This window comes from Amycolatopsis sp. NPDC031561 (assembly GCF_055580625.1).
Map to the genome: position 1 here is coordinate 157,105 of NZ_JBVILA010000015.1, position 19,622 is coordinate 176,726.

Below are 19,622 nucleotides of genomic sequence, written 5' to 3' on the forward strand. Positions count from 1 at the left end.
CTCTGCGTGGCACTCGCCGCGCGTGGACCGGCTTAAGCATCCGATGTATGGTCGCCGACGGAGGTAGGGATGACCGAGCTGCAACACCGCCCGACGGCGCTTCTCGTGATGGAGGAACGCCGCCGCGACGACGTTTACCCCGAGGCGGTGCGCAAGAAGATCGGGACGCTGGTGGACCTGCGTGAGCCGCTCACCCGCGAGCGCCTGGCGGAGGATCCGGCGGCCATGGAAGGCGTCGAAATCCTGCTCTCGGGCTGGGGAGCGCCGGTACTGGACTCGGTCCTGTTGGGACACGCGCCGGACCTGCGCGCCGTCCTCGTCGCCGCCGGATCGGTCCGGCCGCTGACGACGCCCGAGTTCTGGGCTCGCGAGCTCCCGATCGTGTCCGCCGCGGCCGCGAACGCCGTCCCGGTCGCCGAGTTCACCCTGGCCCAGGTCCTCTTAGGACTCAAGCAGGTGCACCGGATCTCCCGCGAGATCCGGGAACGGAAGGCTTACCCGCCGGATCCGAGGGTCGCCGGGGCGTACCGCTCCCGGGTCGGCCTCCTCGGTCTCGGTGAGATCGGCGCTCTCGTCGCGTCCCATTTGCGGAGTTTCGACGTGGAAGTGCTCGCGAGTGACCCCGTCGTCGACGCCGCGGCCGCCACCGAACTCGGCGTGCGGCTGGTGGAGCTGGACGAGCTGTTCGTCACGAGCGCCGTGGTCAGCCTGCACGCGCCGCTGCTGCCGGAGACCGAGGGGCTGGTGAACGGGGAGCTGGTGGCCAGGATGGGCATCGGTGCGACCCTGATCAACACCGCCCGCGGAGCCGTGGTCGACGAGCCGTCGGTCGTCCCCGTGCTGAGCGAACGGCCGGACCTCACGGCGATCCTCGACGTCACCTGGCCCGAACCGCCCGCGCCGGACTCGCCGCTGTACACGCTGCCGAACGTCGTCCTCACCCCGCATCTGGCGGGCGCGCTGGGCGCCGAACGCGCGCGGATGGGCGAGCTCGTCGCGCGGGAGCTGCGGCGGTTCGTGCTCGGACAGCCGCTTCAGCACGCGGTCGCGCCGGACCGGGCTCACCTGCGGGCCTAGTCTGGCGAGGTGACACTCGCCTTCCGGGACACCGGTCCACGAACCGGTGTCCCCGTGGTCCTGCTGCACGCCTTGGGCAGTAAATCCGGCACTTGGGACGATTTCGCCTCGCGTCTGGGGCGCCGTGTCCTGGCTGTCGATCTGCCGGGACACGGCGACAGCCCGTGGGCGGAGAAGTACTCGCTCGAAGCCATGGCCGACGACGTGGCCGATCTTCTCGGGGACCAGGCGGACCTGGTGGGACACTCGATGGGCGGGCGGGTCGCCGTACTGCTCGCCCATCGTCTTCCCGGACGCGTGCGGCGGCTGGTCGTCGAGGACGCCCCGCCGCCTCCGACCTCGGTGAAGGAGCCACTACCCCCGACGCCGGAGCCGCCCGAACCGCTGCCGTTCGACTGGCGGCTGATCGACCCGATCATGACCGAGCTCCGCACGCCCGACCCCCGCTGGTGGGAGCGCCTCGCCGCGATCACCGCGCCGACCCTGCTGGTCAGCGGTGGGCCCACCAGCCACGTCACGCGCGAGTCGCTGGAGCGGATGAGCGGGCTGATCGCCGACTGCCGCCTGGTGACCATCGGGGACGCCGGGCATCGGGTGCACTCGGCCAAGCCGGAGGAGTTCGCGGCGGTCGTGGGGGACTTCCTGGGGGCAGGCCGGTGACCGTGTTCGCGTGCGCGCGGTGCGCCGCCGAGCTGAGCGTCCCGGTCTCGCGGGTGGCGCTCCCGGTCCTCGCCCACAACCGCTATGGGGACATGCTGCTTCCGCCGCTCATGCCGTCGGGAACCTACGCCGTCGATCCCGAGCCGTTCGGCGCGCCGAAGCGGCCGTGGAACGAGACCGAAGCCAAAGCCCGCGGGATCTTCGCTCCGAACGGCTTGCTTTCGGACGGGCCCGCCGGATCGATCGTGCTGGCGCCGGGCGACACCCGCGGAACCGAGCTGATCCCGGAGCGCTGCGGCGGCTACTGCTACGGAGTGGACGGCCGAGACGGCCCCAACCTCGCCTGTGCCCGATGCGGTCTGGAGGTGGGGACCCGCATCGACGACTGCTCGTACTGGCAGGTGGTGCGCTTCGTCCCGGACGCCGTGAGGTGCGAGCCTGCCGGAGAGCCTCCGGAAACGCTCGACTGGACGTTCGAGGGTGTGCCGCCGGTCGAGCCCGGGGGAGCGTGGAGCCCGTATTGGGAAGCGGCCGTCGGGGACGCGCTGGCGCATCTGGTCGCGGTGTCCGGCGGCAGGGCGATCGGCGTCCCCGGTGGCCTCGTCGCCGCGATCTTCGAACCGACGCTCGGCCTGCTCACGTCCGGTCCGGCGCGCCGGACACTGGCTCTCGCTGGACCGGGCCTGCCGGACGCCGAAGACATCGCGCTCGTACCGCGGCATCCGGTGACCGGGCGGCCGTGGCCACATTCCGTCGCCGCCGACGTGGTGCCGGTGGCGGCCGAAGTGTGGACGTGGCTCGCTTTCGGCCACGACCCGGTGACCGCTCCCGTCAGCGGGGCCATGCCGGACGGCGTCCTGCGGGACGACCCGCTGCCGAAGCACCCGGTTGGATTCCTCAGTCCTTCGACGGACGTCTTCCTGCACACCTTGGCTCGGCTTCCGGCTGTCCGGCAGCCTTGGCTGCGCGCGATCCATGACCGGGTGAGCGCGGCTCCTGGCGGCTGGTCTCGGGGTTAGGTGTCGTATAACGCCCTATACTGCGGGGCCTTGGCGAGTCGGGTGACCTGTTGCCGCGAAACGGCGACGGTGCGTCCTGACCTGGAACCTCGAAGAGGGCGCGAGGACGGGCAATCCGTGAAGGCCTCCTTCCCTACCCTCACAGTAGGCAAGGAGGCCTTCACTCCCCACCTGATCAAGCGCTGACGTACCTGGGTCACCGCCGTCGGTTCGTCGCCGCGAAACGGCGACGGTCAGTGGTGTCCACTGTGGACCGGAATGACGAAGTTCACGGTCTTCTCGTCGAGGATCACCGCGGGTGCCGGCTGCGACGGCAGCGGCACCACGGGAGTGGGCGACCGGTCGACGGCGGGAGGGGAGCACCGCAGGCGGCGGTGAGCAGAACGGCGGCTAGGGCGAACTTCCCAGGAGCGTGCATGAAACCACGCTAGGACGGCGACGGGATCGCGGAGCCCGTCGGACGTCGTCATCGGTGTATGTCACCGTGACACGTTCCGGTGATGTCCAGGTGAACCGGCGGGATCCGGGGAATACCAGAGACATCGAGCAGGGGGCGGAAGTAAAGGAGAGCACGATGAAGTCTCGTATCGCCGCCGTGGCGGCCACCTTCACGCTCTTGGTCTCCGCGGGTGCCATCACCGCGTCACCGGCCATGGCGGAGCAAGTCCCCGGGAAGCCGAATCAGTTCTACGCCACATGCGCTGTCGATCTGCTCGGTACGCCCGTCTACTGCGCGGAGACGGGGGCCGCGTACGCGACTCATATCTGCCAGTACGTCCTGACTCCCTTCGGTCTTGTCGGACTCGATTGCATCCAACAGTGAAGAAGAACGCGGCCCGCTGTCCGAAGACGCCGTCCGTGTGCTGTGGGAAGAACTCGTCCGCGCACAGCACGCCGTCATGGAAACCCCGGATCCGTACCGTTCCTGGCTCGCCGGAAATCCACAGTGGACGACCACTGTGGACTCGTTCGGGGGAGCGCGGTCAGGTGCCGAGCCAGCCGGGGTTGGCGGCCGCCCACTCGGGGAGCCGATGCCGGATCGCGGCCAGCTCGGTGATCGCGCGCACCAGTCCACTCCGGACGGCCGGGACGTCGATCGCTGAGCCGTCGCGCCACAGCAGGAGATGCCGTGTCCTCAGCGGCACACCTCGCAGGGCCACCACCGAACCGGGCATCGTGGAACCGGAATCGAGGGACTGGGCGAGCGCCACCGCGCGCGGATCGCGTTGCACGGCCTGCCGCAGCACCATCGGTTCCAGTTCCTGCACGGTGATCGTGCCGAGCCCGGCGCGGGCGCACTGGTCCGTCAGATGGTCGTGGAACTCGTAGTCACCGCCCGCCACCGCCAGCCAGGCCGACCCGGCGAGCTCCACCAGGGACACCTCGCCTTGACCGGCGACGGGATGTTCCGGGGACACGATCACGAAGACCGGCTCCGTCCCGACCGGGAGCACGTGGACGCCGTCCGGCGGAACGAGTTCCTGGCCGGGGTGATCCACGTACAGCGCCAGTTCCACCGTGCCGTCGAGCAACGCGGAGAACAACGCCGTTCTGCTGGTCAGCGCGAGCAGTTCGACCGGGCGGCCGGGGGTGGCCGCGGCGACCACGCCGCTCAACGTCTCTGCGAAGACCGTCGGGAGCGCGCCGATCCGGAGCAGACCGTCGGCCGGGGCGCTGTGGAACCGGCGGATCGCCAGGTCGAGGTCGTCCGCCGCGGCCAGGACCCGCCGCGCGTGGTTCAGCAGCACCTCGCCCAGCGCGGTGGGCCGCACGCCGTTGCGGTCCCGTTCGAACACCGTCCGTTCCAGTGCTCGCTCGACCCGGTGGAGCTGTGCGCTCAGGGCGGGCTGGGAGAGTCCGAGCGAGCTCGCGGCCTTCGCGATGCTGCCCGCCGACGCGATCGCGTCGAGGAGGCGCAAATGCCGGACGTCGATTTCCACCGGCCAAGTATGGCCGTCTCCAGGGCCGATCAGGGGACTGATCACCGGTCGTCCTCGCTGATGATCGTGCGGAGTTTGTGCAGTGCGCGGTGCTGGGCGACCCGGACCAGGCCGGGGCTCACCCGCAGGACCGCGCCCGTCTCGGGCGCCGACATGCCGACCGTGATGCGCAGCCGGAGGATCTCCCGCTGGATGTCGGGCAGGGCGCTCATCAACCGGTTCAGGTGTTCGTGACCGTCGGCGGCGAGGGCCTGCCACTCGGGCTCGTCGGCCTCGGGTGTCGCACGGTCGGGCGGATCGGGCGTGGGTTCGGATCTGTCCCGCGCTCGCCCCCGGAAGGCGGCGGCGACCTTCCGGGCGGCGATCCCGAGGACGGCGGCGAGGAAGGAGCCGCCGGTGACCCGGGCGGTGGGCAGCGCGGTGAGCACGGCGAGACAGGTCTCCTGCGCGACGTCCTCGGCGGCGATCATGCGCACGTCGGATCCGCCCATCCGGCTCCGGCAGTAGCTCGCGACGACCGGCTGGACGATGTTCATCAACTCGTTCGTCGCGGCGGGGTCGCCGCGACGGGCGCGGGGGACGAGGGATTCGAGATCCGCCGTCAGCGCGCCTTTGTCACGGGGAGGAGCCGCCCCCGGCGAGGTGAGTTCGCCGGGGGCGGTCCAGGTCAGGCGAGTTCCCAAAGCGCGGGCACGTTCGGCGGTTCCCAGCCGGGCATGGAGGTGTGCGGCTGGATCACGCGGTAGGTGCTACCGCCGTAGGTGGTGGTCGCGCCGGAGCCGTAGTAGGTGTACGGCGCCCAGGTGCCGCCCGGCGGGTTCGACGTCGTCGGGCTGGTCGGCGTGGTGGGCGTGGTCGGCGTGGTGGTGCTGGTGGGCGGGGCGCCGGTGACCATCAGCCGCAGGTTGTAGACGCTCAGGATCTCCGAGATCGGCTGGAAGTAGATGGTGCCGCCGGAGGTGCAGTTGCCGGAGCCACCGGAGGTGACGCCCTGCGCCTGGTCGCCGCTGATCCACGAACCGCCGGAGTCACCGGGCTCGGCGCAGACGTTGGTCCTGGTCAGGCCGGTGATGGTGCCCTCGGGGTAGGTGACCGAGGTGTTCTTCTGCAGGATGGTGCCGCAGTGCCAGCCCGTGGTGGAGCCGGAGCGGCACACCGAGGAGTTGACCGCGGATTCGGTCGAACCGGCGACCGGCACGGTGCCGGGGTAGCGGTTGACCAGTGCGCGCGGGGTGTTGCCCGCGTCGGCGCGGACCCAGGCGTAGTCGTTGCCGGGGAAGCTGGATCCGGCGACGGTCCCGCTCGGGTTCGAGGTACGGGTTCCGGTGGTTCCACAGTGGCCCGCGGTCACGAAGCCGCCCTCGACCGGGAATCCGATGGAACAGCGGCCCGAACCGAAGGTGTAAGCGTTGCCGCCGATGATGTCGATCAGCGCACGCGGCTTCTCGGTGCTGGCTTCGACCCGGATCAGGTCGGCCTGGACGCCGGACTCGGCGGCCCACGACTTCGCGGCGGCCTCGCCACCGGCGTTGGCGAGCACGACGATCGAGTTGGTGATGACGTCGGTGTACCAGCCGGGCACGGTCTTCGGTGCCTTGGTGGACTTGGCGTCCAGCCGCAGCTTCGCCGTGTCGAGGTCGGCGGCGCTGCGGGCGAAGGTCTTCGGGGTCGCGCCCGCGGCGCGGACCAGGTCGGCCTGTGCGGCGTCGGTGACCGCCACGGTGAGCGTGGTTCCGGTGGCGTCGAGCCAGGATCCGGCGTATGACGTGCCGAGCTGCTTCTTCAGTGTGTTGTCGGTGACCGCGGCGCGCTGTTCGCTGGCGAGCCGGAGCTTGGCCTGCTCCGGGCTGATCTTCAGGTCGCGCGACAGGGCGGCGAGCATTTCGGACTGTGCCTGGTCGGCCGGGGTGGCTTGCTGACCGGCACTCGCGCTGGGGGTGAGCGCGATGGCGGTCAGCAAGCCTGCCCCGGTTATGGCCGCGGCTGTGGCGGCGAGGATCTTTCTATTCATGTCAACGCTTTCCTCGAAACTGGCGGGGGAGGGAGATTCGTTCCCGACCGTACGAGGCGCATCACGTGACTGGTACATACCATTTGGGTCATACCCCCCGGCTTGAGCGTGGGGTGATATGACGGTCCGGCATGGTGATCCTGCCGGTAATTCCGTTGCCGCGCAAAGGTTTCATCCGCTGGGAAAATCGGGATGTCCGTCGTGTCCGATTCGGTTCGCCGCGGTGCCCCAGACGTCAATACCGTACTTTTGAGGGGTAGGGCAAAGGGTGCGCCGGAACTTCTCACAGGGTGAGGAAGTGTCCGTCGTGCCGGAGGGGGCGCCGGCACGACGGACACGGGTGTGGTGGACCTCAGCGAGCGGTGCAGCGGTAGCTCGAGGCGACCGCGGGATCACCGTGGCCCCGGTACCGCGAGACCTGCGGATACGGGCAGAGATCGCGGGTGAGGGTCTTGTCGCCGTTCGCCGCGGGCAGGGTCGACGGCGCCTTGCCATGTTCGACCCAGTCGACGAGCGCGCCCAGCGCGTTCGTCGGCGCGGCACCCGCGCCGCCGGCACAATGCGTGACACCCGGGGCGAGGAACAGCCGGTAGAACTCGTTGACCTGCTTCGGGCCGCCCAGTTCGCGCTCCACCTCGTGGCGGTACCGCAGCGTGCCGCCCGGCGGGATCAACTGGTCGTCCGTGCCCACGAAGGTGATCAGCTTGCCGCCCGCCCGGCGGAAGTCCGACAGATCGGGGTCCGAGGTCCCGATGACGTCGTCGTACTCCCGCACCGACTGGCGGAACAGCTCGGCGAACTGGCGATAGGTGATCTTCGAGGCGTCGAACCCAGGCTGCTTCTTCAGGAAGGTCTGAACCCAGCCCAAGGCCACTGGGAAACCCGGGGCGTTCGTCACCGGGCCGAACTCCGCGCTCTTGGGGAGACCCGGCCAGAGCCGCCGTCCGTGTTCGTCGGTCGGGCCTGCCCAGATCTTGCGCACCACCTCGGCGTCCGCCGCGGTGACGACGACCTCTTTGTCGCCGCAGTGCACCTTGGTGCCGACGAGCGAGCGGGGGTCGTAACCGCATTCGTCCGGCCGGTCCACGATGCCGTTGGTGACCCCGTCCCGGCCGTCACAGGCCTTGATCGCGGCCTGCCGGAAGGCGGAGAAGACACAGTCCGAGGGGAAGGTCTTGTCCTGGTTCATCACGACCTGCGGCCACAGGGTCGCGACCGCGAACTCCGCCCAGTGCACGGCGGGCGCGTTCGCCAGGACCCCGTCGAAGTCCCCGGGATACCGCTGCGCTTCGGAGTAGCCCTGACGACCGCCGGTCGAGCAGCCGTTCCAGTACGAGTAGGAGACGGCTCGCTGGTAGAACTTCTGAGTCACGTCCTTCCCGATGACGGCGGCCTCGTGCACGGAACGGGTCGAGAAGTTCGTCACCAGCGGCTTGTTGATCTCGCCCTTGTCGGTGAGCGCCCACGAGGTGTCGAGGAAGGTCAGGGGGACACCGGCGTCGGTCGTCACGCCGCTGTAGCCGTCCTTGACCGCCTGGACGAGCGGCGCGCCGAAGTCACCGGCGGTGTAGGCGCTGCCGCCGACCGCCTGGAGCCTGCCGGTCCACCCGGTCAGGGGCAGCGCGACGGCGACCTTGACGTGGTCGCCCGCCGACCCGTGGGTCAGCGTGACGGTGATTTCGCAGTAGGCGGGCACATCGGCTTGGGCGGGTTTCGCCGCCGCCTGGACCGACTCGATCCGCGCGCCCGCGGGTGCCGGAACGGGGACGGCCGCACACGATGACGACGTCGCCGCCTCGGCGGGCGCCGTCTGGGTGACCGAGGTCAGCACCAGCGGCAGCAGGGCGGCCAAGGGGGCCGCCGCGAGGAACATCTTCTTGCGTCTCATCACGTTCCCGAAGCTAGGCCGATCGTGTTGACAGGACGTCTACATCCTGTGGACGCCGCTTGAGAGTCCTAAGCGGACGGTTTGGGTATCGTCGGACGGGCGGCCAGCCGTGGCCGAGGGGAGGAATGCCGCACCATGCCGCTTTTCGGACGGGAAGCCGAGCTGAAGGACCTGGGCGAGCTCGTCGACGGGCCCGCCGCGGGCTGCGGTGGGGTCCTCGTCCAGGGCGAACCCGGCGTCGGCAAGTCCGCCGTCGTCGCGGAGGCCGTCGCGGCGGCGACGCTCGCGGGCCTGCGGGTGCTGCGCACGACCGGGGGCGAGGCCGAACGGAACTTCGCCTACGCGGCCCTGCACCAGTTGCTCTTTCCGCTCCGGGCCGGTGCCGACACCCTGCCCGCGCCGCAGCGGTCCGCGCTCTGGACGGCGCTGGGGCTCGCCGAGGCCGCGGAGCCCAGCGCGTACCTGGTCGGCCTCGCCGCGCTGACGTTGCTCTCGGAGGAGGCGGCGGCCAAGCCGTTGCTGATCGTCGCCGAGGACGTGCACTGGCTGGACCGCGAGAGCGCCGACGTCCTCGCGTTCGTCGCCAGGCGGATCGAGACGGAACCGATCGTCCTGATCGCGACCCTCCGGGAGGGCGAGCCGTCGCCGCTGCGTGACGCGGGACTGTCCTCAATGGACCTCGAACGCCTGCCCGGTGAGGTCGCGGCCGAACTGCTCGACTCTGTCGCCCCCGGGCTCCCGTCCGCGGTCCGGTCCCGGCTGCTCGCCGAGGCCGCCGGGAATCCGCTCGCCCTGACCGAACTGCCGTCGGCCGTGACCGGGCAGGCCGACTCCGTGCTGCCGCTGACCGAGCGGCTCGAGCGAACCTTCGGCGCCCGGTTCACCGCCCTGCCGGAACCCACCCGCACGACCTTGCTGGTCGCCGCGCTCAACGAGACCGGTTCGCTCACCGAGACGCTCGCGGCGGCCGGGGCGCTGCTGGGCGAAGACGTCGAGCCGTCGGCCCTGGCATCCGCCGCCGAGGCCAGGCTCGTCGACCTCGAACCCCGGACGGTCTCGTTCCGGCACCCGCTGATGCGTTCGGCCATCCCCGCGTCGGCGCCGCCCGAGGAACGGCGACGCGCTCACCTGAGCCTCGCCGAGATCCTGCGCGAGCAGCCGGACCGCCGAGCCTGGCATCAGGCCGCCGCGGCGACCGGTGCCGACGAAGACGTGGCGGGCGCGCTGGAGAGCGCGGCCGGCCGGGCCCGGCATCGGGGCGGAGCGACGGCCGCGGTCGCCGCGCTGGAGCAGGCGGCCCTTTTGAGCGCCGATCCGGAACGCCGCGCCGACCGGTTGCTGCGCGCGGCCGAGCTCGCCGTCGAGTCCGGTGGCCGCGAGACGGCGGAACGGCTCGTGCGGGATGCCCGCGCGGGAGAGCTCACACCGCGGCAACGATCGATGGCGAGCTGGTTGCTCAGCGGTTTCGAGGACGGCGTCCGCGAGGACCCTTCCCGGGTCACGGAGCTGGCGCGGCTGGCCGAGTCGGTCGCGGAGGAGGGACGCCCGGATCCGGCGATGCGCGTCCTGTGGGGTGCCGCCATGCGCTGCTTCTGGGCCGAACCCGGCCCGGAGACGCGGCGGACGCTGCTCGCCGTCGCGGACGGCCTCCCGATCGAGAACTCGGATCCGCGCCTGGTCGCCGTCGCCGCGTACGTGGCGCCGTTCGAACGGGCCGAGTCCGTACTCGGGGCGCTGCGCGAACTCGCCGCTACCACGGGATCCGACCCCGAGGTCGACCGCTTTCTCGGCAGCGCGTCGCTGCAGGTCGGCGCGGTCGACCTGGCCGCCCGGTTCTCCGCGGCCGCGGCACCGGGACTGCGTGCGCAGGGCAGGCTGGGGCTGTTGCCCCGAGCCCTGGCGGTCCAGGCGTGGAGCCAGGTCCGGCTCGGCGACCTCGCCGCGGCCGTACCGGTCGCGGCGGAAGCGGCCAAATTCGCCAAGGAGACCGGGCAGCCGTTCATGTACGGCCTCGCCGCCGCGGTCCAGGCCGAGATCGCCGCGCTGCGGGGCGAGCACAAACAGGCCAAGGCACTGGCCGACGAGGCCGAACGGGCCGGGCTCGCCGCCGGTGCCCGGCCGGTACTGGCGACCGTGCAGCTCGCGAGGGGCATCACGGCGTCGAGCGAAGGCCGCTTCGACGACGCGTTCGTCGACCTGCGGCGGCTGTTCGATCCCGCAGACCCCGCCTTTCAGCTGGCCCTGCGCGTCTACTTCGTCGCGGACCTCACCGAGGTCGCGATCCGGGCGGGCCAGGTCGAGGCCCTGCGCGAGATCGTCGAGGAGATGGAAGAGCTGGCGCTGTCGACCCCGGCACCCGCCTTGCACATCGGACTGCGCTACGCCCGTGCCGTGCTCGACCCGAGCGACGAGCTGTTCGAGACCGCCTTGCGGGCCGAGTTGGACGGATGGCCCGCCGAACGGGGGCGGCTGCGGCTGGCGTACGGCGAATGGCTGCGGCGGCAGCGACGCGTCGTGGACTCGCGGGCACATCTGCGCGCCGCGCGGGAGACGTTCGACGCGCTCGGCATGACCGCGTGGGCCGAACGCGCGCGTCGGGAACTGCGGAGCGCGGGGGAGTCCAGCCCGAACCGCGGCCCGGACGCGCGCGAGAAGCTGACCCCGCACGAGCTGAGCATCGTCCAACTGGCCGCGGAGGGCCTGACGAACCGGGAGATCGGGCAGCGGCTCTATCTGTCGCACCGGACGGTCGGCACGCATCTGCACCGGATCTTCCCGAAACTGGGCGTCAAGTCCCGGGCCGAGCTGAAAGACGTCGTGAGTGCCCTGCCGCAAGTCGTCCTCTAGTTGCGGTAGTTGCATGCGCAAGGACCGCAACTAGAGGACTACTTGCCGACGTTTCAGGCGACGGTGGCGTCGAGCGTGACCTCGACGTTCCCCCGCGTCGCCTTCGAGTACGGGCACACCTGGTGCGCGCCCTGGACCAGTTCGTCGGCGGTGGCCTGGTCGATGCCGGTCGCTTCCAGGTGCAGCGCGGCGCTCAGGTGGAACTCGCCCGCTTCGGTGTCGTGGTGCAGCGTCACCTCGGCGACGACCGCGAGGTCGTTCAGCGGCACCTTCTTCACGCCCGCGACTCGGCGAACGGCGCCGACGAAGCAGGACGCCCAGCCCGCGGCGAACAGCTGCTCGGGGTTCGTGCCGTCGCCGGAGCCGCCGAAGGCCTTCGGCACGGCGAGGCCGACGTCGAGCGCGCCGTCGTCGGAGGTCGCCCGGCCGCCGTTGCGGCCTTCCGCGGTCGACGTGGCGACGGCGGTGTACGTGGTTTCAGACATGCCGCAACGGTAGGAATCCGGCCGGGATCGCGGCGACCGTCGGACGACGTCAGTTCTGTACGTCATCGGGGGACGACGTACGTCGACGACGTCGTCCGACGGTCGCGAGGGCCGCTCGGGCGCGCCTACCTTTCCGCTCATGTCCCACCTGCCGCAGGAAGTCCGGTATCGCTTCACCGTCCTCGGCCCGCCGGGCTTCACCAGCGGCGGCACCCGGCTCGACCTCGGCTCGCCGCAGCAGCAGGCCGTGTTGATGCTGTTGCTGGCCAACCCGGGCAGTTTCGTCCGGACCGGCGAGTTGATCGACGGGCTCTGGGGCGAGCGGGCACCCGCGACCGGCGAGGCCGTCATCCGGACCTACATCTCCCGCCTGCGACGGCTTCTTTCCTTGCAGGGATTGGGATCCGCGATCGTCTCCCAATCCGGTGGCTACAAGCTGGACCAGGATTCGTTCGAGGTGGACGCCACCGAATTCGCCCGGCTGGTCGAGTGCGCCCGTCAGGCGCACAACGTGGAGACGGCGGCGAACCTGCTGGAGCGCGCGCTCGGGCTCTGGACCGGAACGGCGCTGGCCGGCGTCCCCGGCGAAGCGGCCGAACACGAGCGTTCGCGGCTGGAACGGCTGAAGCTGACCGCCACCCAGGAGCTGCTCCGCCTGCGGCTGGAACTCGGGGACCACGCCGAGGTGATGGCCGAAGTACCCGCGCTGATCGAGCGCCACCGCCTCGAGGAGCCGCTGTACGAGATCTACCTCCTCGCCCTCCATCGCGGCGGGCGCCGGGCCGAGGCGCTCGAGCTCTACCGGGCGGTCCACGGACTGTTCGACGAAGAACTCGGGGTCCGTCCGGGGCCGAAACTGCGGGCGCTCCACGAGAAGGTGCTTCGCGCCGAGGACGAACAGGTGCCCGGTCTCCGCGAGCCGGATGCGCTGTTCGTCGGCCGCGAGCGTGAACGCGCCGAGTTCCGGCGGTTGCTCGCGAGGGATCCGGCCAAGGGCGTCGAAGTGCTTTTCTTCACCGGCGCCCCCGGCATCGGGAAGTCGACGCTGCTGCGGAGGCTCGCCGACGACGCGGCCGCCCTGGGTAAACCCGTCCGGGTGGTCGACGGATTCGAGAACGTCGAAGATCCAGCCGCCTTCTTCCGCCGCCTGCCCGGAAACGCCACCGTCGTGATCGCGGGACGGACCGCTCCGGACGCCACGGTGCTGGTCGATCCGGCCTGGTCGAGGCGGATCAGGCCGCGCAAACTCGAAGCCTTGAGCGAAACCGAGTCCGCGGCGCTGCTCGAAGCCCGCGACGTCGACCCGGACCTCCGGAAGTCCATTGTGGACTTCGCGGCGGGCAACCCGTTCGCGCTTTCCCTCGCCGCCGAGGTGAGCAGGTCACCGCGAGCGGACGCGGCGCGCTACGTGATCGACACCGTTTACGCCCATCTGGCCGGCGATCCGCCGACGGAGGCACACCGGTGGGCGCTGTACGTGTGCGCGCAAGCGGAGCACACCACCGAAGACCTCCTCCGGTCCGTGCTGCCGGGAGGACGGTCGTCGGAGCTGTTCGACTGGCTCCGTGACCACCCCTGCGTCGAGGCCGCCACCCACGGCCTCGTCCTCGGCGGCGTGCTCCGCGAGGCGCTCGACAGGCACCTCCGGTGGCGTGACCCGGCGGGCCGCGCGCGGATGCGCGGCCGGATCAGCCGGGTCACGGCCGCCCGTTGATCAGGTGCGCAACCACACCGCCGTATCGGTCGGGAGTTCACCGTCGACCGGGCCGCTGGCCAGGAGGACGTCGAGATGCGGCGGAAGCGGCACCGGCGCGTCGGAGAAGTTCAGCACGAAGGTGAACCCCGGCTCCCGGGTGAACGCGAGTACCCCGTCGCCCAGCGACAGCCACTCCAGATCTCCAGGGCCGAGCGCGGGAAGTTCGGCCCTCAGACGCAGACCTGTGCGGTAGAGCCGGAGCATCGACGCCGGATCGGCTGCTTGGGCTTCCGCGGTACCGGAGCGCCACTCCTCCGGCTGGGGCAGCCACGTTCCGCCGGTGCCGAAGCCAAACGGAGGAGCGTCGCCGGACCAGGGGAGCGGGACGCGGCAACCGTCACGGCCGGGGTCGGCGCCGTTCGTCCGGGCCCACACCGGATCCTGACGGAGCTCGTCCGGGATGTCCTCGATCTCCCACAGGCCGAGCTCTTCCCCTTGGTAGACATACAGACCGCCGGGCAGCGCCAGGGTGAGCAGCGCCGCCGCCCGCGCCCGCCGCGTCCCGAGTTCCCGGTCCACCGGAGTGCCGTGAAGCCGGTCCGCGAAGGCGAAACCGGTATCACCGTCGCGCCCGTACCGGGTCACGTGCCGGGTGACGTCGTGGTTCGACAGGACCCAGGCCGCGGGCGCGTCGACCTCCTCGTGCGCTGTCAGCGTCCGCTCGATGACGTCCCGGAACCGTGCGGAATCCCAGGGGCACACCAGGAAGTCGAAGTTGAACGCCGCGTGCAGTTCGTCGCGGCGGAGGTACCGCGCGGCACGCGACATGTCCGGCAGCCACATCTCGCCGACCAGCACGCGGTCACCCGGATAGCTGCCGGCGATCTTGCGCCACGACCGGTAGATCTCGTGCAGCCCCTCCTGATCGGAGAACGGCGTCTCGTCGCCGGGATCGACGTCGGGCAGCCGGGGGTCCTTCACCAGGCCGTCGGCGACGTCGATGCGGAAGCCGTCGACCCCGCGGTCGAACCAGAACCGCAGGATGTCCTCGAAGTCCGCGCGGATGTCCTGGTTCTCCCAGTTGAAGTCCGGCTGGCGCGAGCTGTACAGATGCAGGTACCACTCGCCGTCGGGCACCCGCGTCCAGGCGGAGCCGCCGAAGCGCGACTTCCAGTTGTTCGGGGGCTCGGAGCCGTCCGGACCGCGGCCGGGGCGGAACCAGAACCGTTGCCGCTCAGGCGATCCCGGCTCCGAGGCGAGCGCGTCGGCGAACCAGCGATGCTCGTCGGAACAGTGATTGGGCACGATGTCGATGATCACGCGGATACCCCTGGCGTGGGCCGCGGCGATCAGCTCCTCCGCCTCGGCGAGGGTGCCGAAGAGCGGGTCGATCTCCCGGAAATCGGCGACGTCGTAGCCGCCGTCGTCCATCGGCGACGGATACCACGGGGTGAACCAGATCGCGTCGATCCCGAGCTCGGCCAGGTAGTCCAGCCGCGAGCGGACCCCGGCGAGATCGCCGACGCCGTCGCCGTTCCCGTCGGCGAAACTGCGGATGTAGACCTGGTAGATCGCCGCGCTCCGCCACCATCCGGCGGACTGCCCCAATGCGGTCACGGAAATGCCCTCCTCGATCGTTGTGGAAACCCCGAATGCGCCGAGAAATCAGCCTTTGACGCTGCCGGCGGTGAGCCCGGCGAGGATGTGGCGCTGGAAGGCGAGGAACAGCGCCACCATCGGCAGGCTGGCCAGCACCATGCCCGCGACCAGCACGTTCATCGGCATGTCGATGGCCACCCGCTGCAACATCACCGACAGCGTCTGCTTTTCGGTGTCCGGGAACACCAGCAGCGGCCAGATGAAGTCCTTCCACGCGGCCACCACCGCGAGGATCGAGACCACGGCCAGGATCGGCCGTGAGATCGGCAGGATGATGCGCCACAGCGTGCGCACCGGTCCGGCGCCGTCGAGCCGCGCGGCCTCGATCAGCTCGTCCGGGATCTGGTCGAAGAACCGTTTCAGCAGATAGATGTTGAACGCGTTGGCGGCGGCGGGCAGCCAGACCGCGGCAGGCGAGTTGATCAGGTTGACGTGCAGCAGCGGCAGATCGGTGATCGTCACGTAGGTCGGCACCAGCAGCGCCGCCGCCGGCAGCATCAGCGTCGCCAGCATGAGCCCCAGGACGACGTTGCCGAATTTCGGCCGCAGCTTCGACAACGCGAACGCCGCGGGGACGTCGATGGCGAGCTGGGCCAGCCAGGCGCCTCCGGCGACGATGATCGTGTTGAGGAAGTACTTCCCGAGACTGAGCTGGTCCCACGCGTCGCCGAAGGTCTCCGGATGCCATTCGTCCGGAATGAACGTCGCCGGTGTCCGCGCGAGTTCCTGTGGCGACTTCATCGCGCCGGTCACCGCCCAGTACAGCGGGAACAGGAACGCGATGACGAACAGGAGCAAGGTGCAGCCGAAGATGACGGCGTACCCGATCTTGCCGCCGGGGCTGCGGAGCGTACTGGGGGAGACGAGCGTCCTCACGACTGATCCGCCTTCCTGGTCAGGCGCACGTACAGCGCGGAGAACACCCCGAGCGCGACGAACAGCAACAGACTCAACGCGCTGGCCGAGCCGAAGTCGTTGTAGACGAAGGCGTAGCGGTACAGCAGCAGGAGCACGGTGACGGTGGAGTCGTCCGGTCCGCCGCCGGTCATCACGTACGGCTCGGTGAACACCTGCATGGTCGCGACGACCTGCAGCAACAGGAGCACCAGCAGGACGAACCGGGTTTGCGGCAGGGTGACGTGGAGCAGGCGTTTCCACAGTCCGGCGCCGTCGAGTTCCGCGGCCTCGTAGAGCTCGCCGGGGATCGTGCCGAGCGCGGCGAGGTAGATCAGCGTGGTGCTGCCCATGTTCGCCCACGTGGAGACGAACACGAGCGACAACATCGAGGTGTCGCTCGAGTCGAGCCATTGACCGCCGGGCAGGCCGACGGCGCCGAGCGCGGAGTTGAACAGACCGGAACCCGGGTCGTAGAACCACTTCCACATCAGGGCGGTGACGACCGGCGGCAACATCACCGGCAGGTAGACCGCGAGCCGGAAGAACGCCTTGGCGTGACGCAGTTCGTTGAGCAGCACCGCGGTCAGGAACGGCACCACGAACCCGAAGACCAGGGCGAGCACCGTGAACAGCAGGGTGTTGCGCCAGGCGACCCCGAACAGCGGATCTTCGAACAGGCGGGTGAAGTTGTCGAACCCGACCCACGACGGCGGGTTGACGAAGTCGACCTGCTGAAAGCTCAGCAGGACCCCGCGCACGATGGGGTACCAGGAGAACAGCGCGAACACCACGAGCGCGGCGCACAGCAGGCCGTACGCCGTGAGGTTCTCCTTGAGCTTGCGGACGCTACTTGACCTGGGCGAGGACACTGTTGACCTTCGACTCGGCCGACGCAAGCTGCTGGTCGATGTTCGCGTTCCGGTCGGTGAGCACCGCCTGCATCACGCTGTCGAGGATCGCGTAGACCTGCTGCGCGTTCGGCGGTTCGATGCTGCCCTTGATCCGCGAACTGGCGTCCACATAGGACTGGAAGTTCTCGTCGGGGACGTTGGCGTGCTTGGCCTTGAGCGCGAGCTGCTGATCGCGGACGGCGCCCTGCCAGATGTCCGGCGTCGGCTCGGCGGGCAGCCCGACCGGCTGCTTGCCGTCGACGTACTGCTGGACGTGCTTCTCGAAGCGCTCCGGGTTGAGGTACTTCCAGCGGACCCATTCCAGGCCGGCCTTGATCTTCTCCGGCGAGGCCTTGGGGTTGACCATGTAGCCCTCGCCGCCCAGCAGCGTGCCCTGCCCGCCCGGCATCCCGGCGACGCCGTAGTCCTCGTACTTGCCGTTGAACTGCTTGACCAGCACCAGGACGTTGTCCGGGGCGGCCATGTACATGCCGAGCCGGCCCGCGCCCATCATGCGCTGGACGTCCTGGGCTTCGAGCAACTGCTTGCCGCCCATGGTGTCGTCGTCCCAGCGCATGGCGCGCAGCTGGCCGAGGGCGGCCTTGGCCTTGTCGTTGTTGAAGGCGGCGACCCATTCGTCGCCGTCCTTGCGCGCGACCTCGCTGCCCATGGAGTAGAGCCAGCCGGTCAGGTGCCAGCCGCCCTGGTTGTTCTTGCTGTAGTCGGCGTACCCGACGGTGCCGTTGCCCAGCGCTGCGATCTTCTTCGCGGCCTCGCGGACCTCGTCCCAGGTCCGCGGCGGTTTGGTGGGGTCGAGCCCGGCCTTCTGGAACAGCGGACGGCTGTAGAGCAGGCCCATGCTGTAGTTCATCGTCGGCAGGCCGTAGAGCTTGCCGTCGGCACCGCGGAAGTTGTCCAGTAGTTCGGGCTTGATGTCGCCGAAGTGCTTCAGGCCCTTGGCCGCTTCGGTGATGTCGGCGGCCTGGCGGCGCGCGATGATCTGCGCCGGATCGGTGAAGTAGACGTAGTAGACGTCTTCGAGCTGACCGCCGGCGAGCTTGGCGGAGAACGTCTTCGGGTCCATGAACCCTTCGTGCGGCTCGAGGTCGATGTCCGGATGGGTCTCCTCGAACTCCTTGACGTCGGCGTCGAACACGCTGCGCTCGAACGGCTGACTGGTCGGGGGCTGGCCGGTGACGGTGATCTTGACCTTGCCCCCGGCCCCGGTGCTTTCGCCGGAACCGGAACCGCAGGCGGCGACCCCCAGGGTGAGTCCGCCCGCAAGGAGCAGGCAGAACATCCGGCGGCGCACGGCAGGGGACCAAGTGCTGCTCATCTTCAAGCCTCATCTCGGGATCGCGACGGTTGTCACGTGATTGCGGTCACTCTAAAGTGAAGGCCCAGATTTACGCAATAACTCGATGAGAACTTGCAACTTGCCGACAATGACTCTTGTTGGACGACCGCAAGCGCGTGAAGGCCCCCTTCCCTCGGGCTCAGCCGAGGGAAGGGGGCCTTCACGCGCGAACGGTGTGCCTACCGGCGGGCGGTGGACCCTCGCACCACGAGCTCGGGCGCGAACAGTAGTTCCTCGGCCGCCACCTCGCCCCCGTTTATACGCTTGACCAGCAGTTCCACCACGGCGCGGCCCATCGCCTCGATCGGCTGGCGGGTGGTGGTCAGCGGCGGATCGGTGCAGTTCATCAGGGCCGAATCGTCGTAGCCGACCACCGAGATGTCGTCGGGTACCGACAGCCCTTGCCGCCGGGCCGCACGGATCGCGCCCAGTGCCAGCAGGTCGCTCGCGCACAAAACGGCCGTCGCGCCGCGCGGGTACAGCCGGGCCGCGGCCGCGTGGCCGCCTTCGATGGAGAACATGCCGTGCTCGATGAGTTCGTCCAGGACCGGGAGCCCGAGTTTCCCGGCGTAGGCGCGGAACGCCTCGAGTTTGCGCTGGGACGGCACGTGATCGGTCGGGCCGAGGACGAGGCCGATCTTCTCGTGCCCGAGCGAGCTCAGATGCCCGACGGCCTGCTCGACGGCGACAGCGTCGTCGCACGAGATCTGCGGCAGCCCGAGGTGGTCGACGGCGGCGTTGATCAGCACCGTTGGCAGGCGGCGCTCGGCGAGATGGTGGTAGTGGGAGTGCACCGCGTCGGCCTGGGCGTACAGCCCGCCGGCGAACACGACGCCGGAAACCTGTTGCTGCAGCAGCAGTTCGACGTACTCCGCTTCGGAGACCCCGCCTGCCGTCCGCGTGCACAGCACCGGGGTGAAACCCTGCTGGGCGAGGGCGTTGCCCATGATCTCGGCCAGCGCGGGGAAGATGGGATTCTGCAGTTCGGGCAGGACCAGCCCGACCAGGCGCGCGCGGTCGCCGCGCAGCTGGGTCGGCCGTTCGTAACCCATCACGTCCAGTGCGGTGAGGACGGCGGCCCGGGTGCCGGCGGAGACCCCGGACCGGCCGTTGAGCACCCGGCTGACCGTGGCTTCGCTGACCCCGACCTTGAGGGCTACTTCGGCAAGACGACGCGTCATGAGTGAAACTTTACC

16 protein-coding genes are annotated in these 19,622 nt (G+C 69.9%); 6 read left to right on the forward strand and 10 right to left on the reverse strand.

All coding sequences use genetic code 11. The features are described 5' to 3' along the window. The first annotated feature begins 69 nt into the window (after positions 1 to 69). The 4 genes from ACZ5IK_RS27010 (at position 70) to ACZ5IK_RS27025 (ending at position 3,579) form a co-directional block, all read left to right on the forward strand. Positions 70 to 1,077, forward strand: coding sequence for a hydroxyacid dehydrogenase (locus tag ACZ5IK_RS27010; RefSeq protein ID WP_465490229.1), 1,008 nt, complete (start codon positions 70 to 72; stop codon positions 1,075 to 1,077). Positions 1,078 to 1,086: 9 nt separating this feature from the next. After that, positions 1,087 to 1,737 (forward strand): alpha/beta fold hydrolase, encoded by a 651-nt coding sequence (locus ACZ5IK_RS27015; protein ID WP_465490230.1) that lies wholly within the window; start codon positions 1,087 to 1,089, stop codon positions 1,735 to 1,737. Beyond that, a complete protein-coding gene (locus ACZ5IK_RS27020; protein ID WP_465490231.1) occupies positions 1,734 to 2,756 on the forward strand; it encodes a hypothetical protein in 1,023 nt (340 codons plus the stop codon). Before ACZ5IK_RS27015 ends, ACZ5IK_RS27020 begins: the two co-directional genes overlap by 4 nt. A 574-nt stretch (positions 2,757 to 3,330) precedes the next feature. After that, a complete protein-coding gene (locus tag ACZ5IK_RS27025) occupies positions 3,331 to 3,579 on the forward strand; it encodes a hypothetical protein (RefSeq protein ID WP_465490232.1) in 249 nt (82 codons plus the stop codon). A gap of 160 nt (positions 3,580 to 3,739) precedes the next feature. Here ACZ5IK_RS27025 and ACZ5IK_RS27030 read toward each other — a convergent pair whose 3' ends face one another. The 4 genes from ACZ5IK_RS27030 to ACZ5IK_RS27045 all read right to left on the reverse strand — a co-directional run bounded on the left by ACZ5IK_RS27030 (position 3,740) and on the right by ACZ5IK_RS27045 (position 8,595). After that, a complete protein-coding gene (locus ACZ5IK_RS27030; protein WP_465490233.1) occupies positions 3,740 to 4,741 on the reverse strand; it encodes a LysR family transcriptional regulator in 1,002 nt (333 codons plus the stop codon). Then, a complete protein-coding gene (locus ACZ5IK_RS27035; RefSeq protein WP_465490234.1) occupies positions 4,738 to 5,379 on the reverse strand; it encodes a sigma-70 family RNA polymerase sigma factor in 642 nt (213 codons plus the stop codon). Before ACZ5IK_RS27035 ends, ACZ5IK_RS27030 begins: the two co-directional genes overlap by 4 nt. Further along, the gene (locus ACZ5IK_RS27040) at positions 5,364 to 6,707 is read right to left on the reverse strand and encodes an alpha-lytic protease prodomain-containing protein (protein ID WP_465490235.1); all 1,344 of its coding nucleotides are present in this window, start codon (positions 6,705 to 6,707) and stop codon (positions 5,364 to 5,366) included. The genes ACZ5IK_RS27035 and ACZ5IK_RS27040 overlap by 16 nt, the downstream gene beginning before the upstream one ends. Before the next feature lie 352 nt (positions 6,708 to 7,059). Continuing rightward, complete coding sequence (locus tag ACZ5IK_RS27045; RefSeq protein WP_465490277.1) at positions 7,060 to 8,595, reverse strand: tannase/feruloyl esterase family alpha/beta hydrolase; 1,536 nt, start codon at positions 8,593 to 8,595, stop codon at positions 7,060 to 7,062. A 135-nt stretch (positions 8,596 to 8,730) separates the two neighbouring features. Between ACZ5IK_RS27045 and ACZ5IK_RS27050 the strand changes: the two genes are divergently transcribed. After that, positions 8,731 to 11,442: a helix-turn-helix transcriptional regulator gene (locus tag ACZ5IK_RS27050; protein ID WP_465490236.1), complete on the forward strand. Its 2,712-nt coding sequence runs from the start codon at positions 8,731 to 8,733 to the stop codon at positions 11,440 to 11,442. Between the two features lie 53 nt (positions 11,443 to 11,495). On the opposite strand, the gene ACZ5IK_RS27055 is transcribed toward ACZ5IK_RS27050, so the two are convergent. Further along, complete coding sequence (locus ACZ5IK_RS27055) at positions 11,496 to 11,927, reverse strand: organic hydroperoxide resistance protein (RefSeq protein WP_465490237.1); 432 nt, start codon at positions 11,925 to 11,927, stop codon at positions 11,496 to 11,498. A 139-nt stretch (positions 11,928 to 12,066) separates the two neighbouring features. Here ACZ5IK_RS27055 and ACZ5IK_RS27060 point away from each other — a divergent pair, with 139 nt between their 5' ends. Continuing rightward, positions 12,067 to 13,641, forward strand: coding sequence for an AfsR/SARP family transcriptional regulator (locus ACZ5IK_RS27060; protein WP_465490238.1), 1,575 nt, complete (start codon positions 12,067 to 12,069; stop codon positions 13,639 to 13,641). On the opposite strand, the gene ACZ5IK_RS27065 is transcribed toward ACZ5IK_RS27060, so the two are convergent. The 5 genes from ACZ5IK_RS27065 to ACZ5IK_RS27085 form a co-directional block, all read right to left on the reverse strand. Continuing rightward, positions 13,642 to 15,240: a glycoside hydrolase family 13 protein gene (locus tag ACZ5IK_RS27065; protein WP_465490239.1), complete on the reverse strand. Its 1,599-nt coding sequence runs from the start codon at positions 15,238 to 15,240 to the stop codon at positions 13,642 to 13,644. A 48-nt stretch (positions 15,241 to 15,288) separates the two neighbouring features. Then, positions 15,289 to 16,158 carry a carbohydrate ABC transporter permease gene (locus ACZ5IK_RS27070; protein ID WP_465490240.1) on the reverse strand — a complete coding sequence of 290 codons (870 nt, stop codon included), beginning with the start codon at positions 16,156 to 16,158 and terminating at the stop codon, positions 15,289 to 15,291. After that, positions 16,155 to 17,048, reverse strand: coding sequence for a carbohydrate ABC transporter permease (locus ACZ5IK_RS27075; protein ID WP_465490241.1), 894 nt, complete (start codon positions 17,046 to 17,048; stop codon positions 16,155 to 16,157). The genes ACZ5IK_RS27070 and ACZ5IK_RS27075 overlap by 4 nt, the downstream gene beginning before the upstream one ends. Further along, a complete protein-coding gene (locus ACZ5IK_RS27080; protein WP_465490242.1) occupies positions 17,026 to 18,405 on the reverse strand; it encodes an ABC transporter substrate-binding protein in 1,380 nt (459 codons plus the stop codon). Before ACZ5IK_RS27080 ends, ACZ5IK_RS27075 begins: the two co-directional genes overlap by 23 nt. Positions 18,406 to 18,605: 200 nt before the next feature. Further along, positions 18,606 to 19,607 (reverse strand): LacI family DNA-binding transcriptional regulator, encoded by a 1,002-nt coding sequence (locus ACZ5IK_RS27085; protein WP_465490243.1) that lies wholly within the window; start codon positions 19,605 to 19,607, stop codon positions 18,606 to 18,608. Positions 19,608 to 19,622 lie beyond the last annotated feature (15 nt).

What these genes read in the sequence shown, in the direction of transcription:
- ACZ5IK_RS27010 (WP_465490229.1), top strand. Translation starts at nt 70, where the DNA reads ATGACCGAGCTGCAACACCGCCCGACGGCGCTTCTCGTGATGGAGGAA.
- ACZ5IK_RS27025 (WP_465490232.1), top strand. Translation starts at nt 3,331, where the DNA reads ATGAAGTCTCGTATCGCCGCCGTGGCGGCCACCTTCACGCTCTTGGTC.
- ACZ5IK_RS27040 (WP_465490235.1), bottom strand. Translation starts at nt 6,707, where the DNA reads ATGAATAGAAAGATCCTCGCCGCCACAGCCGCGGCCATAACCGGGGCA.
- ACZ5IK_RS27045 (WP_465490277.1), bottom strand. Translation starts at nt 8,595, where the DNA reads ATGAGACGCAAGAAGATGTTCCTCGCGGCGGCCCCCTTGGCCGCCCTG.
- ACZ5IK_RS27050 (WP_465490236.1), top strand. Translation starts at nt 8,731, where the DNA reads ATGCCGCTTTTCGGACGGGAAGCCGAGCTGAAGGACCTGGGCGAGCTC.
- ACZ5IK_RS27055 (WP_465490237.1), bottom strand. Translation starts at nt 11,927, where the DNA reads ATGTCTGAAACCACGTACACCGCCGTCGCCACGTCGACCGCGGAAGGC.
- ACZ5IK_RS27060 (WP_465490238.1), top strand. Translation starts at nt 12,067, where the DNA reads ATGTCCCACCTGCCGCAGGAAGTCCGGTATCGCTTCACCGTCCTCGGC.
- ACZ5IK_RS27080 (WP_465490242.1), bottom strand. Translation starts at nt 18,405, where the DNA reads ATGAGCAGCACTTGGTCCCCTGCCGTGCGCCGCCGGATGTTCTGCCTG.
- ACZ5IK_RS27085 (WP_465490243.1), bottom strand. Translation starts at nt 19,607, where the DNA reads ATGACGCGTCGTCTTGCCGAAGTAGCCCTCAAGGTCGGGGTCAGCGAA.